The 15,615-nt window shown below is 64.9% G+C and carries 12 protein-coding genes; 5 read left to right on the top strand and 7 right to left on the bottom strand.

Going from position 1 to position 15,615, the window contains the following annotated elements; all coding sequences use genetic code 11:
• Positions 1 to 1,374, top strand: coding sequence for an MFS transporter (locus HTY61_RS17410; protein WP_175277989.1), 1,374 nt, complete (start codon positions 1 to 3; stop codon positions 1,372 to 1,374).
• A gap of 3 nt (positions 1,375 to 1,377) precedes the next feature.
• Here HTY61_RS17410 and purH read toward each other — a convergent pair whose 3' ends face one another.
• The 4 genes from purH to htpX form a co-directional block, all read right to left on the bottom strand.
• Positions 1,378 to 2,994 (bottom strand): bifunctional phosphoribosylaminoimidazolecarboxamide formyltransferase/IMP cyclohydrolase, encoded by a 1,617-nt coding sequence (purH, locus tag HTY61_RS17405; RefSeq protein WP_175277988.1) that lies wholly within the window; start codon positions 2,992 to 2,994, stop codon positions 1,378 to 1,380.
• Between the two features lie 117 nt (positions 2,995 to 3,111).
• Positions 3,112 to 4,818 carry a heparinase II/III family protein gene (locus tag HTY61_RS17400; protein ID WP_175277987.1) on the bottom strand — a complete coding sequence of 569 codons (1,707 nt, stop codon included), beginning with the start codon at positions 4,816 to 4,818 and terminating at the stop codon, positions 3,112 to 3,114.
• An 82-nt stretch (positions 4,819 to 4,900) separates the two neighbouring features.
• Complete coding sequence (locus tag HTY61_RS17395; RefSeq protein ID WP_175277986.1) at positions 4,901 to 6,307, bottom strand: RsmB/NOP family class I SAM-dependent RNA methyltransferase; 1,407 nt, start codon at positions 6,305 to 6,307, stop codon at positions 4,901 to 4,903.
• Positions 6,304 to 7,257, bottom strand: a complete 954-nt coding sequence (htpX, locus tag HTY61_RS17390) for a zinc metalloprotease HtpX (protein ID WP_175277985.1) — start codon at positions 7,255 to 7,257, stop codon at positions 6,304 to 6,306. Before htpX ends, HTY61_RS17395 begins: the two co-directional genes overlap by 4 nt.
• A gap of 112 nt (positions 7,258 to 7,369) precedes the next feature.
• Here htpX and HTY61_RS17385 point away from each other — a divergent pair, with 112 nt between their 5' ends.
• Entirely contained in the window at positions 7,370 to 7,594 is a 225-nt protein-coding gene (locus HTY61_RS17385) for a DUF1674 domain-containing protein (RefSeq protein ID WP_175277984.1), read from the top strand.
• A 312-nt stretch (positions 7,595 to 7,906) separates the two neighbouring features.
• Positions 7,907 to 9,229 carry a vWA domain-containing protein gene (locus HTY61_RS17380; protein WP_175277983.1) on the top strand — a complete coding sequence of 441 codons (1,323 nt, stop codon included), beginning with the start codon at positions 7,907 to 7,909 and terminating at the stop codon, positions 9,227 to 9,229.
• A gap of 341 nt (positions 9,230 to 9,570) precedes the next feature.
• On the opposite strand, the gene acs is transcribed toward HTY61_RS17380, so the two are convergent.
• On the bottom strand, positions 9,571 to 11,520 hold the full coding sequence (gene acs, locus HTY61_RS17375) for an acetate--CoA ligase (protein WP_175277982.1): 1,950 nt from the start codon (positions 11,518 to 11,520) through the stop codon (positions 9,571 to 9,573).
• A gap of 325 nt (positions 11,521 to 11,845) precedes the next feature.
• On the opposite strand from acs, the gene HTY61_RS17370 reads away from it, so the two are divergent.
• On the top strand, positions 11,846 to 12,379 hold the full coding sequence (locus HTY61_RS17370) for a YcbK family protein (protein WP_175277981.1): 534 nt from the start codon (positions 11,846 to 11,848) through the stop codon (positions 12,377 to 12,379).
• A 52-nt stretch (positions 12,380 to 12,431) separates the two neighbouring features.
• On the opposite strand, the gene HTY61_RS17365 is transcribed toward HTY61_RS17370, so the two are convergent.
• Positions 12,432 to 13,409 (bottom strand): NAD(P)H-binding protein, encoded by a 978-nt coding sequence (locus HTY61_RS17365; protein WP_175277980.1) that lies wholly within the window; start codon positions 13,407 to 13,409, stop codon positions 12,432 to 12,434.
• A gap of 94 nt (positions 13,410 to 13,503) precedes the next feature.
• On the opposite strand from HTY61_RS17365, the gene HTY61_RS17360 reads away from it, so the two are divergent.
• Positions 13,504 to 14,424, top strand: a complete 921-nt coding sequence (locus HTY61_RS17360; RefSeq protein WP_175277979.1) for a LysR family transcriptional regulator — start codon at positions 13,504 to 13,506, stop codon at positions 14,422 to 14,424.
• Here HTY61_RS17360 and HTY61_RS17355 read toward each other — a convergent pair.
• Positions 14,390 to 15,607, bottom strand: coding sequence for an MFS transporter (locus tag HTY61_RS17355; RefSeq protein ID WP_175277978.1), 1,218 nt, complete (start codon positions 15,605 to 15,607; stop codon positions 14,390 to 14,392). The genes HTY61_RS17360 and HTY61_RS17355 overlap by 35 nt on opposite strands.
• Positions 15,608 to 15,615 lie beyond the last annotated feature (8 nt).

Genomic DNA, 15,615 nt, shown 5'->3' with positions numbered 1-15,615 from the left:
ATGACAAACGCGCTCGAGACCGGCGACATGGCGGAGGGGGGCGGGTCTCCCGCCCCGCGCAGGGGCATCGTCGGCTGGATGTTCTTCGACTGGGCGGCACAGCCCTTTCACACCCTGGTCATCACCTTCGTCTTCGCGCCCTATTTCGCCGCCCATGTCGCGCCCAGCCCGACGGAGGGACAGGCGCTGTGGGGGCTCGCGGCCGGCTTTGGCGGCCTTGCAATCGCCCTCCTTTCGCCCGTGCTCGGCGCGATCTCGGATGCCACGGGCCCTCGCAAGCCGTGGATCTTCGGCTTCTCGGTCGTCGCCGTCGCAGCCGTCCTCTCGCTCTGGTTCGTGCCCCCCGCCGCCGGGCCGGGCATGATCTGGTTCGGCCTTGCCGCATTCGCGGTGGCCCTTATCGGCTTCGAGTTTGCCGCGGTGTTCAACAACGCGATGATGCCGGGCCTCGTGGATCGCACGAAGCTCGGCGGCCTGTCCGGCAACGCCTGGGCGCTCGGCTATGCCGGCGGGCTGATATGCCTCATCGCCACGCTGGCGCTGCTGGTCGCCGATCCGGTGTCGGGAAAGACGCTGCCGGGACTGACGCCGATCCTCGGCCTCGATCCCGCGCAGATGGAAGGAGACCGCGCATCGGGGCCCCTGACGGCGATCTGGTACGTCATCTTCGTCATCCCGATGTTCCTCTTCACGCCCGACGCCCCGCGTCGCGAGCGGGTTTCAGGCGCGGTCAGGCGCGGCCTCGCCGAGTTGTGGCAGACGATCCGCAACATCTCGAGTGAGAAGAGCCTCTTCGCATTCCTGCTGTCGAGCATGGTCTATCGCGATGCACTGAACGGCCTTTACACCTTCGGCGGCATCTACGCCGTCGGCGTTCTCGGCTGGACGACCATCCAGCTCGGCATCTTCGGCATCCTGGCGAGCATCACGGGCATTGCCGGCGCGCTCCTCTCCGGCTGGGCGGACAACCGAATCGGGACCAAGAGCGTGGTCGTCGCGAACATAGCGGTCCTGATCGCGGCGAGTGCGCTGATCATTTCCACCAGCGACACGCAGGTCCTGTTCATGGAAATCGCGGCCGCGTCGCGCGCGCCCGACATCGCCTTCTACTGCGCCGGCGCGCTGATCGGCGCGGCGGGCGGCGGTCTGCAGGCCTCGTCGCGCCCGCTGCTGGTCGACCAGAGCACGCCCGAGCGGATGGGCGAGGCCTTCGGCCTCTATGCGCTTTCGGGCCGCGCCACGGCCTTTCTCGCCCCGTGGTCCATCGGCATCATGACGACGCTGTTCGACAGCCAGAGGATCGGCATAACGCCGATCCTGGTGCTGTTCGTCATCGGCATGGTGCTCCTGATACCGGTGCGCTCACGCACCTGATCGTCAGTGGCGGAAGTGGCGAACGCCGGTGAACACCATGGCAATGCCGTGTTCGTCGGCCGCCGCGATCACCTCTTCGTCGCGCATCGATCCGCCCGGCTGAATCACTGCCCTGGCGCCCGCCTCGACCGCGCTCAGCAGCCCGTCGGCGAAGGGGAAGAAGGCATCGGATGCGACCACGCAACCACGTGTCAGCGGCTCGGCCAGCCCCAGCGCCTGCGCGGCATCCTCGGCCTTGCGCGCGGCGATGCGGGCCGAGTCGACGCGGCTCATCTGGCCGGCGCCGATGCCGACCGTCGCACCGTCGCGTGCATAGACGATTGCGTTCGACTTCACGTGCTTGGCGACGCGAAATGCGAATTTCATGTCGGCCAGTTCAGTTTCCGTCGGCTGGCGCTTCGTCACGCATTTCAGGTCGAGATCGTCGACCACCACATTGTCGCGCTCCTGCTTCAGGAATCCGCCCGCGACCGACCTGACCAGCAGGCCCTTTGCGCGCGGATCGGCCAGCGCGCCGGCCGTCAGCAGGCGCAGGTTCTTCTTCGCCGCGACGATGGCCGCCGCCTCGTCCGTCACCGCGGGGGCGATGATGACCTCGGTGAATATCTTCACGATCTCCACGGCGGCTTCCGCATCGAGCGTCCCGTTCAGCGCCACGATGCCGCCGAAGGCGGAAGTCTGGTCGCAGGCCAGCGCCTTGCGGTAGGCCTCGGCAAGCGTGGCGCCGGTCGCCACGCCGCAGGGATTGGCATGCTTGATGATCGCGACGGACGGGGTGGCCGGATCGAACTCGCTGACCAGCTCGTATGCCGCGTCCGTGTCGTTGATATTGTTGTAGGACAGCGCCTTGCCCTGCAAGAGCTGCGCGGTCGCGACGCCCGGACGCTTTTCTCCGGTCAGGTACAGCCCCGCGCCCTGGTGCGGGTTCTCGCCATACCGCATCTCCAGCGACAGGGTACCGCCGGTCGCATGGTGACGCGCCACCGGCGGCAGCGACAGCTGCTCGGCCATGTAGGCGGAAATCATCGCGTCGTAGCTGGCGGTGCGCTGGAAGGCACGCGCGGCAAAGGCCTTTCGCCTGTCCAGCGTGGAACACCCGTCGTTCTCGGCCAGCATCGCGATCACCTCGTCATAGTCGGCCGGATCGGTGACGATCGTCACGTAGGCGTGGTTCTTGGCCGATGCCCGCACCATGGCCGGCCCCCCGATGTCGATGTTCTCGATCGTGGTCGGATAATCCGAGCCGGCAGCGACCACCTGCTCGAAGGGGTAGAGATTGATGACGACGAGATCGAATGGCGCGATCCCGTTCGCCTCCATTGCCGCCACATGGTCCGGATCGTCGCGCACGGCGAGCAGGCCGCCATGCACGGACGGATGCAGCGTCTTCACGCGACCATCCATGATCTCGGGAAAGCCGGTCACGTCCGCCACGTCGATGACCGGAAGGCCGGCCTCGGATATCGCCTTTTTCGTACCGCCCGTCGACACGAGTTCGACATCGCGCCGGACAAGTTCGCGGGCCAGTTCCACGAGTCCGGTCTTGTCGGACACCGAAAGCAGCGCGCGACGGATTCCGACGCGGTCCGGGGCGGGAATTTTTTTCGAAACGACAGCCATGAGCCGATCTCGCAGTCACTTGATATGGGGAGGTTCGGCCGCTGCTAGCATGCCGACGCCCTCTTGCCTATCGGCAAGCGCGGATTTGCAGCGAAAACGGGGGAATCCGGGCGAAACCTAGACGTTTTGACGCAGTCTTATCGTCCAGCCGACCGTCTCGACCTGCGGCCACAGGCCGGTAACGACGACCTGCTGCGAACGCACGGGCCCGGCGACACCGGCGAAATGCACCGTTTCGTCCAGCGTCACATCGCCGCCATCGGCCGTGAATTCCCATGTTTCGCCCTGGTCGGTCGTCAACCTGACCGAACGCGAGCCGACCTTTTCGGCGTGAACCGCCGGATGCAGGTGAAACCGGATATCGAACTGGTGTTGCTCGCCACCTGCCTTGCGATGGGCGCCACCCATCAGGCGGTCATAGCCCTCGAGCCGCTCGCCGCCGTCGTGAAGGGAAATCCCGCGCTCGTGCCACAGCCCGAACGGCCGCATGTATCCGTCATGCTGCGCGGCAAATCCGGGCTCCGCCTCGTCGTCGTGGCGTTCCACGCGCACGGTCGACGGCCCCGAGACAATGCGCCGTCGGTTTTCCGGCCATCCGCCGCCGAAGCGGGCGAAGCGCGCCGACGAGGTGTCGTCGACCGTCAGGGTGGAATGCGCCGCGGTCATGCGCGCCATCTCGCGATAGTTTTCGCGATCCAGCCGGTCGATCCCGGAATTGACGATCAGCCTCTGCCGTCCGTGCGAGAATTCGAAGGCCAGGCAACTGGCGTGACCGGCGAAGGCGAAGGCGCCAGTCGGGGGCTTGCCGGTATCGGCGATAACCACCGACTGTCCCGTTGCCAGCCGCTGGTAGCCGGAATGGGGCATGTGGGCGAGCGGCCTTGCGCCGTGCTGGTCGTGCCGCAGCACCGCGGCCACAAGGTCGGTGCTGTTGCTACCCGCCCCCTGGAACATGGCGATGTGACCGTCGGAATGGCGAAAGAAGCGCAGCGCCGGAAACATGCGATCCACCGCGCGCACGATTTCCTGCGGCACGGGCCTTGATGCCGAGACATAGCATTGTGCCAGCGGCAGCAGGTCCGCGAGCAGGCCGGGCAGGACTTCCGGGCAGCGGCTGACATGGCCGCCATCGGGCAGTATCTGCCGGCGCAGCTGGTATTCCAGGTTGCGCGCCGCGTTCTTCTCGAAACGCTGTGACGACGGCAGCACCAGCGAGGCGAAGCACAACGCGATGCGCACGGACAGCGCATCGTGATCGTCGCCCAAGGCCTTCGCGACGCCTCGCAGGTAACGCACCTGGCGCGCGAGCGAGGCCATGAAACTGCGGTAGAAGGCATGATCGCTGTCGACGAGCAGCAGGCGCGAATACTGCATCCAGGCGATTACCCGCGCGGCCGTTACCCGCATTGTCCAGGCCGGGCCGGAGAACCTGCGTCCGTGGCTCTGTATCCAGTCATTCACGAGCGCCCGCGCATTGGCCGATGCGAGATCGCTTTCCGCGCCCTTGAGATGGCGCAGCCAGCGAAAGCCGTGAAGCTGCTCTTCCCAGGCCCTGGAAGGCGGCTGGACGCAGAAGGGGGATTCGCTGCCGGTCTCGACGACCCGCCCGGAAAAGGAGAACCGGCCTTCATAGATGTCGCGCGCCTGCAACGGATCGCTCGGACGCAGGTCCGGGGGAACCATCACGAGGCGTTCGGGCACCGGCCCCACGAACCGCCACGCAAACACCGGCCCCTTCTGGATACGCCGGCGTACCAGAGACCAATACAATCGAGCGCCGGACAGCCAGTAACCCGGATCGCTCATCAGGCTCGGTTGGGCCAAGCGTCCTCCACTCCAGCCGTTACAATTCGAATCGAATGATACTGATTCGCGCCTAACGATTTATCAAGAAGATGCGCAAGCCCTACGGGCAACGCCGAAAACGCGCCGCAAAGAAGCCGTCGGCACCGCTGACCGCGGGATCGCCGAGGTCGAGACAGGCCGGCGTCAATCGCAGATACCCTTCCGCCGTGATGGCGTCCTCGAGGCCGGGAACCTCCTCGGCCCGAACCGGCACCGGCTCGAACCCGGCATGTGCCGCGGAGAACCGGCGGGCCACCTCCTCGCCCTCCAGCGGGTCGAGCGAACAGTTTGAAAACACCAGCAAGCCGCCCGGCGCGACCAGGGTTGCCGCATGATCGAGCATCCGCGCCTGCAGGTCGGCCAGTTTCCGGATATCCTCCGGCCTCTTGGTGAACGGAACGTCCGGGTGGCGGCGCACCGTACCGGTCGAGGAGCAGGGCGCGTCGAGCAGCACCGCGTCGAAGCCCTGTCCGGGCGCGAACCTGAACAGGTCCGTGGCGATCGTCTCGCACCTGTCGGCCAGTCCCAGCCTGTCGAGATTGCCCGCAAGACGTTTCAGCCGGTTTGCCGACAGGTCGAGCGCGGTCACCCGCGCGCCCGCGTCGGCAAGTTGCGCCGTCTTGCCGCCCGGTGCCGCGCAACAGTCGAGCGCCGCTTTCCCGGCGAGATCGCCGAACAGCCGTGCCGGAACCGCCGCCGAGGCGTCCTGGACCCACCAGGCACCGTCCTCGTAACCGGGAAGGGCGGCGACGTCGCATGACGAGCCCGCGAGCCGCAACGATCCCGTCGGCAGCAGTATGGCGCCCAGCCGTTCCGCCCAGCCGGAGGCATCGGACCGTTCGCTTGCCCTCAGGGTCAGGTCGATCGGCGCCTCCGTGCGGTGGCGCGCATCGATGACGGCAGCCACCTCGGCGCCATGGATCTCCTCCAGCCGGTCGGCGAACCATCGAGGCGCCCGCACGGGCTTCTCCGCGAACCGGGCCAGCAGGTCTTCCTTCTCGCGCCCGGCCCTCCGCAGCAGGGCGTTGACCAGCGCCGCGAAACGGCGCGCCCGCGGATCGATCCGCGCGGCAGCGACGGCCAGGTCCACCGCGCTGTGATCGGGCACGTCGAGGAACAGGATCTGCGCGAGCCCGACAACGAGAATGTTGCGCAGGCCGGTTGCCCCCGACGGCAGGGGCTTGTCCGTGAAACGGGCCAGCGTCGCATCGAGATTGCCGTAATGCCTGAGCGATGTGAGCAGGATCGCGCGAACAAGCGCCCGGTCGCGCGGTTCCAGTGCCAGATACTGGGGATGGCCGTGCACCTCGTCGGTCAGCCCGTCCATGGACGACCTGGCGTCGAGGATCGCGCCGAGTATGCGATGCGCCGCCTGGCGCGCGGCGAGGCCGGGCTTGTCGGCCGGCGGTGCCGCCACGCTGCTTTTCCTGCGCTGGCCCTTCCGGCGCTTGTCCGCGGAAACACTCAATCCCACGGTCCCCGCTTGTCGCCGCGGCCCCACTTGCGGCTGCCGGTCCTCGGCACGCCCGACGAGCCTGGACGGGCCGGACGGGGCGCCTGCGCACCGCCCGAATCCATCTCCGAAGCCATCGCCATGAGGGCGCGGATGCGGTTCTCCGTGTCGGGATGGGTGGAAAACAGGTTGTCGGCACGCTGGCCGTTCAGCGGGTTGATGATGAACATGTGCGCCGTTGCCGGATTGCGCTCGGCGGCGACATTGACGGTACGCCCGGCGGCGCTTGCGATCTTCGCCAGCGCGCTGGCCAGCCATTCGGGATTGCCGCAGATCTCCGCGCCGCGCCGGTCGGCGGAATATTCGCGGGTCCGGCTGATCGCCATCTGCACGATCATTGCCGCGAACGGCGCGACGATCATCGCGACCAGCACCCCGAGAAAGCCGAACGGGTTGTTGTTGTCCCGCGACCCGCCGAAAAAGAACGCGAAGTTGCCGAGCATGGAAATGGCACCGGCAAGCGTCGCCGTGATGGTCATGGTCAGGGTGTCCCGGTTCTGGATATGGGCCAGTTCGTGCGCCATGACGCCGGCGACCTCCTCGCGGCTCAGCCTGTGGAGGAGGCCGGTCGTCGCGGCCACCGCCGCGTTCTGCGGGTTCCGCCCGGTGGCGAATGCGTTCGGCTGGTCGCTGTTGATCAGGTAGACCCTCGGCATCGGCAGGCCGGCCCGCCCGGCGAGCGATTCGACAATGCCGTAATATTCGGGTGCCTTGGCGCGGTCGACCTCGACGGCGTTGTGCATGCGCAGCACCATCTTGTCGGAATTCCAGTACGAGATCGCGTTCATCGCCAGCGCGATGAGGAAGGCGATCGTCATGCCGCCCGATCCGCCGATCATGTAGCCGATGCCCATGAACAGGGCTGTCATGAAGGCGATCAGCATCGCCGTTTTGACGAGATTCATCGATCCGTCTCCGCTGTGAAACACCTGGGTGGAAAAGCGCTGCAACCGACTATAATAGTGTGTGCACGACAACGCATTTTCAACTGCGGGGCAATCCGCGTCGAGAGTGATCATGAACGAATCCGGCAGCGACAGACAGGACGAAACCGCAACGCCCGCCCGCCGTTTGGAGGATCTGCCCCCGGCGGCCCGGCGCGCCCTGCGCGAGGCGGAGGAACGTCGGGCCGGCGCGACACCGGGTGACGGCGGGCAGCCGCGCGAGATCGGCGGCCGCGGCGGCAAGGACCCGGCGCGGTATGGCGACTGGGAAGTGAAGGGCATCGCCGTCGACTTCTGATCCCGCGCGCATCCGCGATCGGGTTGCGGCGTGCCGCACGTGTCCCGGAACGGGACGAATTCCGGAATGTGTGCCAATTCGGGACAACCTGCCGTGCCGTAATGGGGCGCCGCGTCGCGGCCTTTCGGAGGCCCTGATTCCGGCGCCGGAATTTGAGGAATCGCCTTAACTTCGCGTTCACGGTGTTTCAATCCGGCACCGCCGATTCCCCGCTATTTAGGCATCTGCAAAGGATTTCGACCTAGCGTCGGCGGCCAAATGGCATGCCGCCTGCTCGGCAGGTGGCAGCATCATGCCAGAAGGAGTATGGCCGTGCGTACGATATTGAACCGGATCAATGACTTTGCCCGCGACCGGCGCGGTAATTTCGGCATCATGTTCGCCCTGCTGGGAACGACCCTTCTCATGGGCACCGCCCTGGCCGTGGATGTGGCCCGGATGTTTTCCTATCACAGCAAGCTCACCTTCGCCGTCGACGCGGCCGCGCTTGCGACGACGCAGGGTCTCACCCTGGGTGACATCGCGCTCGAGGATGCAGAGGAGGCCGTCCGCAAGTATCTGGATGCCAACCTCGACGGCCGCAACCTGACGCCCGACACGGTCGAGATCGACGACATCGAAGTCGATCCCGTCAACCGTACGGTGCAGATCGACGCGCACACCATCATGCCCATGACGATGGCCGGCATCGTCGGCTACGACAATCACCGGGTCGCGGCCACGTCCAAGGCCAAGTTCTCCGACAGCGAGGTCGAGGTCGTCATGGCGCTCGACATCACCGGCTCGATGAGCTGGGATATCAGCGGCACCAATACGAAACGGATCACCGCGCTGAAGAACGCCGCGAAAGATGCAATCGAGATCCTGTTCAGCGACGACGGAACCGCGGACAATATCCGTGTCGGCCTCGTGCCCTATTCGGCGTCGGTCAACGTGAAACCGATAATCGACGAGATAGAGACAACCCCGTATTACGAAGAAGAATGCGTAAAAATCGGCCGGGGCAGGAGAGCGCGTTGGGTTTGCGACTGGGTACCCAAGACCTCCAACTGCGTCTACGAGCGCAGCGGAACGGAGAAGTATACCGATGCATTCGCGAACAGCCTCGCGAAGATACCGATGTCGAGCTACACTTGTCCGAAAGCCACGATCGTGCCGGTTACCGACGATGACGATCTGCTGAAGGACGAGATCGACGATCTTTCCACCGGCGGCAACACAGCTGGCCATATCGCCGTCAACTGGACGTATTACATGCTGTCGTCAAAATGGAACGACGCATGGCCCGACGGGTCCGATGTCCAGGACTTCGATCATCCGGGCGTTCGCAAATACGCGATCATCATGACCGATGGCGAGTTCAACACCTATGAATCCGAGGGCCAGAACGGCTCGGGTTCGACGAACTCGCGCAACCACGCCAAGACCATTTGCACCAACATGAAGACTGCCGGCATCAAGGTCTACTCGATCGCCTTCGGCGCGGGATCGACCGCGGAAGCCCTGATGAAGGACTGCGCCAACAAGGACACCGCGACGTCGAAATACTACTACAACACGTCGAACGAGGCCGAACTCAAGGACGCGTTCCGGCAGATCGCGGCGGACATCAAGGGCCTGCGCCTGATCAACTGACGCATCCGCGAAATCCGACCGGCATGAAAAAGGCCGCCCCTCGGGGCGGCCTTCGCAATTCCGGGAACCGGACGGTCACTGGACCATGGCGGCAAGCCGCCCTTCCGGCCTCGCGTTTCGTCTCCCGCCGTCAGAGGCTGCTCCGACGGAGTGCGACCCGCATGAACCGTCCCGTTGCCTTGGAACCACTCGACATCGGATCACCTCCTTTCGCTTGTTCAACACCGGGGCAGTGTGAGGCAGGGGCGGCCGCTTGCCAAGGCCGCGCCGCGAGAAATGTTGCCGGCAACGAAAAACGGGGGCCGTGGCCCCCGTGAATTCGAGGTCGCCGTCGCGCGCCGCTATTTCTTGTTTTGCCGGTTGTCGATCAGGTCGTCGACGACTGTCGGATCCGCCAGCGTCGAGGTATCGCCCAGTGCACCGAAATCGTCCTCGGCGATCTTGCGCAGGATGCGGCGCATGATCTTTCCCGAGCGCGTCTTCGGCAGGCCGGGCGCGAACTGGATCTTGTCCGGCGAGGCGATCGGCCCGATTTCGGTACGCACGTGCTTGACGAGTTCCTTGCGCAACTCGTCGGTCCCCTCCACGCCCGCCATCAGCGTGACATAGCAGTAGATGCCCTGTCCCTTGAGATCGTGCGGATAGCCGACCACGGCCGCCTCCGACACGGCGTCGTGGCTGACCAGCGCGGACTCGACCTCGGCCGTGCCCATGCGGTGGCCCGACACGTTGATGACATCGTCGACGCGGCCGGTGATCCAGTAGTATCCGTCGGCGTCACGGCGGCAGCCGTCGCCGGTGAAATACTTGCCCTTGTAGGTCGAGAAATAGGTCTGCACGAAGCGGTCGTGGTCGCCATAGACGGTGCGCATCTGGCCAGGCCACGAGTCTATGATGCACAGATTGCCGTCCGCCGTGCCCTCCAGCACGTCACCATCGGCGTCGACCAGCTGCGGCTGGATGCCGAAGAACGGCCGAGTTGCAGATCCGGGCTTCAGGTTTGTCGCCCCCGGCAGCGGCGTGATCATGATGCCGCCGGTCTCGGTCTGCCACCATGTGTCGACGATCGGGCACTTCTTCTCGCCGACGACGTTGTAGTACCATTCCCAGGCTTCCGGGTTGATCGGTTCGCCGACCGAACCCAGCGTGCGCAGGGACTTGCGCGACGAGGCCTTCACATATTCGTCGCCGGCCCCCATCAGGGCGCGGATGGCCGTGGGCGCGGTGTAGAAGATGTTCACCTGGTGCTTGTCCACCACTTCCCAGAACCGGGACGGTGTCGGGTAGTTCGGCACGCCCTCGAACATCAGCGTCGTTGCGCCGTTGGCCAGCGGCCCGTAGACGATGTAGGAGTGGCCGGTCACCCAGCCGACATCGGCGGTGCACCAGTAGATGTCGCCGTCGTGATAGTCGAACACGTATTCGTGCGTCATCGACGCATAGACGAGATAGCCGCCCGTCGTGTGCAACACGCCCTTCGGCTTGCCGGTCGAACCCGAGGTATAGAGGATGAACAATGGATCCTCGGCCTTCATCTTGGCCGGAGAGCAGTCGGGCTTCGCCTTTGCGATCGCCTCGTGGTACCAGATGTCGCGATCCTCGAACCACTCGATCTTTCCGGCGGTCCGCTGGACGACCAGCACCTTTTTCACCCTGACTTCCTGGCGCTCGGCGATCTCGATGGCGAGATCGGTGTTGTGCTTGAGCGGGATCTTCCGGCCGCCGCGCAGCCCCTCGTCGGCCGTGATCACGAACTCGGACTCGCAGTCGATAATGCGTCCGGCCAGCGCGTCCGGCGAGAAGCCGCCGAACACGACCGAATGGATCGCGCCGATGCGCGCGCAGGCGAGCATCGCATAGGCCGCTTCCGGGATCATCGGCATGTAGATGGTGACGCGGTCACCCTTCTTGACGCCGTTGGCCTTCAGCACGTTGGCGAGCCGGCAGACCTTGTCGTAGAGCTCGTTGTAGGTGATCTTCTTGTCATCGTAGGGATTGTCGCCTTCCCAGATGATCGCGACCTGGTTGCCACGCTTCTTGAGGTGACGGTCGATGCAATTGTAGGCGACGTTGGTGACGCCGTCCTCGAACCACTTGATCGACACCTTGCCGGTGAACGAGGTATTCTTGACCTTGGTATAGGGCTTGAACCAGTCGATGCGCTTGCCGTGCCTGGCCCAGAACTTCTCCGGATCGGAGACGCTCTGCTTGTACCATTTCAGGTACTTCTCGTCGTCGATGAGAGCCCGCTTCTTGGCGTCGGGCAATACACGGTAAACTGGACTGGACATTCACAACCTCCCCGAGTGCTTGCAATTCGGTCATCAAGGCCAGACACGGTAGTCCTCCCCGATGCTGCGGTCCGCAATCTGTGCGGTTTATACCGATGTGTGTCCAGCCGTAAATTAGACCAACGGCTTCCTTTCCTTGACGAATTCCGTTTCAATCCGCGGCATTTCGACCGGCATTCCTGTAACAATCCGATTCAAAGCGTGATTTGTGCACCGCAACCGGACCAAGCTATTGGCGGCGCCCGAACCGCGGACCGGCGGGGGAGGAGGCCGGTCCGGTCATGACATGCCCGCATCAGCGGGCGCATGAAACAGGATTTTGCATATGTACTCCTCCGCTTCCCGGCGCCCGTTTCGGCGCGCGCTGCCGGTCGCGCTTCTTTCGGTCGTCGCCATGGCGCAACCGGCTTTCCCGCAAACCCTGCTCAACGGCGGCAATCCCTGGCATCGGATCGCCGTGTTCGATACCGACGAGGATCACGCCCACCTTGTCATCGAGCCGTCTCCCTTCGACTCCATGAACGAGCTGCAGCTCGCCGCCCTTCCGAAGGCGAACCGCATTCATTACAACGCACCGTCGAAATGCGTTCCCGAACGGCTGAAGGTGGTGCTGAAGCGTGTCGCCGAAAAATACGGCCCCGTCACCGTCAATTCGACCTATCGCAGCCCGAAGCACAATCGCCGGGTCGGCGGCAGGAAGCGATCCTGGCACCTGAAATGCGCCGCGGTCGATTTCCGCGTCCATGCCGGCACCAAGGGGCTGCTTTCCTTCCTGCGGAAACAGAAGGAAGTCGGCGGCTACAAGCGCTACAAGTCCGGATTCTATCACATCGACATCGGTCCCCGCCGGACCTGGTAGCCCGGATCGGGAAGACGGACCCGGCAGCCGGATGCCGGGCCGTTCATTGCCGTCATGCGGCGGCGTGCATCGGCAGATCCCCCCGCGCAGGCCCGTGATCGAGCCCCAGGTCGAAAATCGCTTCCGCCAGCGCGACCTCCAGCGGGCGGTTCGGCTCGGGCCCGATCAGGGTTTCGAGCCGGGCATTGTCCAGCGAATGCTGCGCCCTCCACAGATAGGACATCTTCACCACCTCGCGTATCACGCCGTTGAACAGGCCGGCCACGCGAAGCAGCATCCACGGCACGTCAGCGCGTTTCAGCGGACGCCCCGCCGCCTTTTCGGCTGCGGCGTGCATCTCCTCGCCGGTCACGGCATGGCCGCGGAAGTGCAGCGACGCGAAGGGTTCGAGTTCTTCGCGCCTTTCGGCGAGCCGCACGAAGGTTTCGGCGAGATCGGGCAAATAGGCGAAGGCATGCATGGTCCGCCATGGCCCGGGCCATGCAAATCGATCCTTCTTGAGATTTTTCAGGATCATCAGGTCGAGCCATGTTCCGGCACGCCGTCCGCCGAAGAAATCCCCGGCGCGAATGACGACAGTCCGCACACCGCTTTCACGTGCCGCGCGTTCGAACAGCCCTTCCATCTCGATCCTGAGACGACCTTTCTCGATATCGCCGTTGAACGGATCGCCTTCCTTCATGTCGGGACCGACGGTCGTTCCGTAGTTGTAGACATTCCCCGGGATCATCACCGTCGCACCGGTCGCCTCCGCGGCCGCCAGCACGTTCTGCGCAAGCGGCAGGACGGTGCCGCTCCACTTGTCATAGGCGGGGTTCAGGGCGTGCACGATCACGTCCGCGCCCCTGCAAGCCGCGACCAGCGCCTCGCGGTCGAATGCATCCGCCTCGACCGGCTCGACGCCCCTGGCAAGCGTCGCGACCCTTGCCCCGCGCGCAACGCCCTTCACCCGCCAGCCGGATGCCAGGAATGCGCGGGCCGCCGCATCGCCGATATGCCCGGCTGCCCCGAGAATTGCCACCGTAGCCATGAGTCTTCTCCTTGATTTGTGCGATGCCGCCAAACTACAAAATTCATCAGTGGATGGATATACAATAAGTTCTATGTATGCTATTCATTCATGAATGGATGAGCGGCACTTTGACTGGAACCTGATCAAGAGCTTTCTGGCCGTCCTGGACGCGGGGACACTGTCCGCAGCCGCAAAGGCGACGGGAACCTCGCAACCGACCCTGGGCCGTCACATCGATGAACTGGAAGCGCTCACCGGATTGCTGCTGTTCGAGCGCGGGCGTTCCGGCATGACCCCGACGCAAAATGCACTGGCCCTGGCCGAGAAGGCACGCGCCATGCAAACCGGCGCCGATGCCTTCGCGATGACTGTGGCCGGACGAGACAATACCATCGCGGGCACGATCCGCATCACCGCCTCGGAAATCGTGTCCAGCCATATCCTGCCAGACATCCTTGTCGCTCTCCGCGAGGCCGAACCGGCGCTGGAGATCGAGCTTGTCGCGTCCGACTCGGTCGAGAACCTTCTCGCCCGCGACGCCGACATTGCCGTGCGCATGGTGCGCCCCGTGCAGAATGACCTGGTCGCCCGCAAGGTCAACGAGCTGGCGATGGGGGCCTTCGCGCATCGTGACTACCTGGAAAGGCACGGCACGCCAAAGACACTCGAGGAACTCTACTCGCACTGCCTTGTCGGCAACGACCGCAGCGACCTGATCGAACGCGGCATGGCGCGCCTCGGAATCCCGTATGACCGCTCGCAGTTTCCTTTCCGCACCGATAACCAACTCGTCTACTGGGATCTGGTCAGGGCGGGCGCCGGTATCGGCTTCGGATCGGTTTACATTGCGGCGAAATCGCCGGATCTGGTCAGGGTCGTGCCGAGCCTGGACATCGAGCCGCTGCCGTTCTGGCTGTGCTCGCATCGCGAATTGCGCCACAGCGCCAGGGTTCGCCGCGTCTACGATTTTCTCGCCGAAAGGCTCCGGGCGCTTCCGCTCAGCGGGACCGTCCCGAAAGACCGGGCAGGATGAAGCCCAGCCATGAAAGAGCGAACAGGATCACGCCCCACCCGGTGAACACCGCCGCCAGCGAGAACCGCTCGGCCAGTTCGCCGACCAGTGCCGGCACGAACAGGAGCCCGCCATAACCGAACACGGTGATGACCGCGATCCCGACCGCCGGCTTCACGCCGGGATAGCGTCCGCCCGACGAGAACAGCACCGGCACCATGTTGGCCATGCCGAGGCCGCTGACGAAGAAGCCGGCACAGGCGACGACGAAGTGTGTCGACAGACCGGCAATGACAAGCCCGGCCGCAGCCACCGCCGCGCCGCAGACATAGGTCATCCGGTCACCGAGACGGGCGCGCAGCCCGTCACCCATGAACCGCATCAGCGCCATGGTCGAGGAAAACGCCGCGAAGGCATAGCCGCTGACGAGTACGGGCGCGCCCTGCTCGTCCTTCAGGTAGAGGGCGCTCCAGTCGACAACCGTCCCCTCCGGCGCAAAGGCCAGCAGTGTGACCGAGCCCAGGATGTAGATGCCCGGCCCGCGCGGCAGGTCGGCGAAGCGGCCCGCTTTCGGTGCCTCGCCACCCGAAGGATTGGCGAGCTGCGGATCGTCGAGATAGCGCGGCCATGCCGCGAGCACCACAACGAGCGTGACGATGGAAACCGTGACGGCATGCCCCATTTCGCCGAGCCAGGAGATCAGGGCGCCGCCGGTCAGGCCGCCGACGACGCCGCCCAGCGACCAGAACCCGTGATAGGAGGACATGACCGGTTTCTTGAGAATCGTCTCCACGACCACGCCATTGGCGTTCATCGCGTTGTCCATCGCGCCGAGGAACATGCCGAGCCAGAGCATGGTGATGGCGGCGGTTGCCGCCGTCGGCGCCATGGTCAGCATCACCAGCGAAGGCACGAGCAGCAGCGACGTCCATCTCAGGACGCCGCGCGATCCGAACCGCGTCGTCGCCCAGGCGCCGGCGATCAGCGCCAGCAGGGCGCCGACGCCGAACAGGATGATCATCTTGCCGAGCGTCGGCTGGCTGACGCCGAGCCGCTCGACCATGACCGGGATCTTCGGCGCCCAGTGCCCGACCGTGAAGCCATTGGCAAAGAAGGCCGCCGAAACCGCCCGTCGCGCGGACCGGAGACGGATGGCGTCCGCCGGCCCGGGCCGGGGCTGCATCGATGTATCGACAGCGGTCATCGAAAAAC

The organism is Oricola thermophila (assembly GCF_013358405.1).
In the GTDB taxonomy this organism is placed as follows: domain Bacteria; phylum Pseudomonadota; class Alphaproteobacteria; order Rhizobiales; family Rhizobiaceae; genus Oricola; species Oricola thermophila.
Note: the sequence above shows the minus strand (reverse complement) of the source record. Positions and strands in the feature narration are given on the sequence as shown.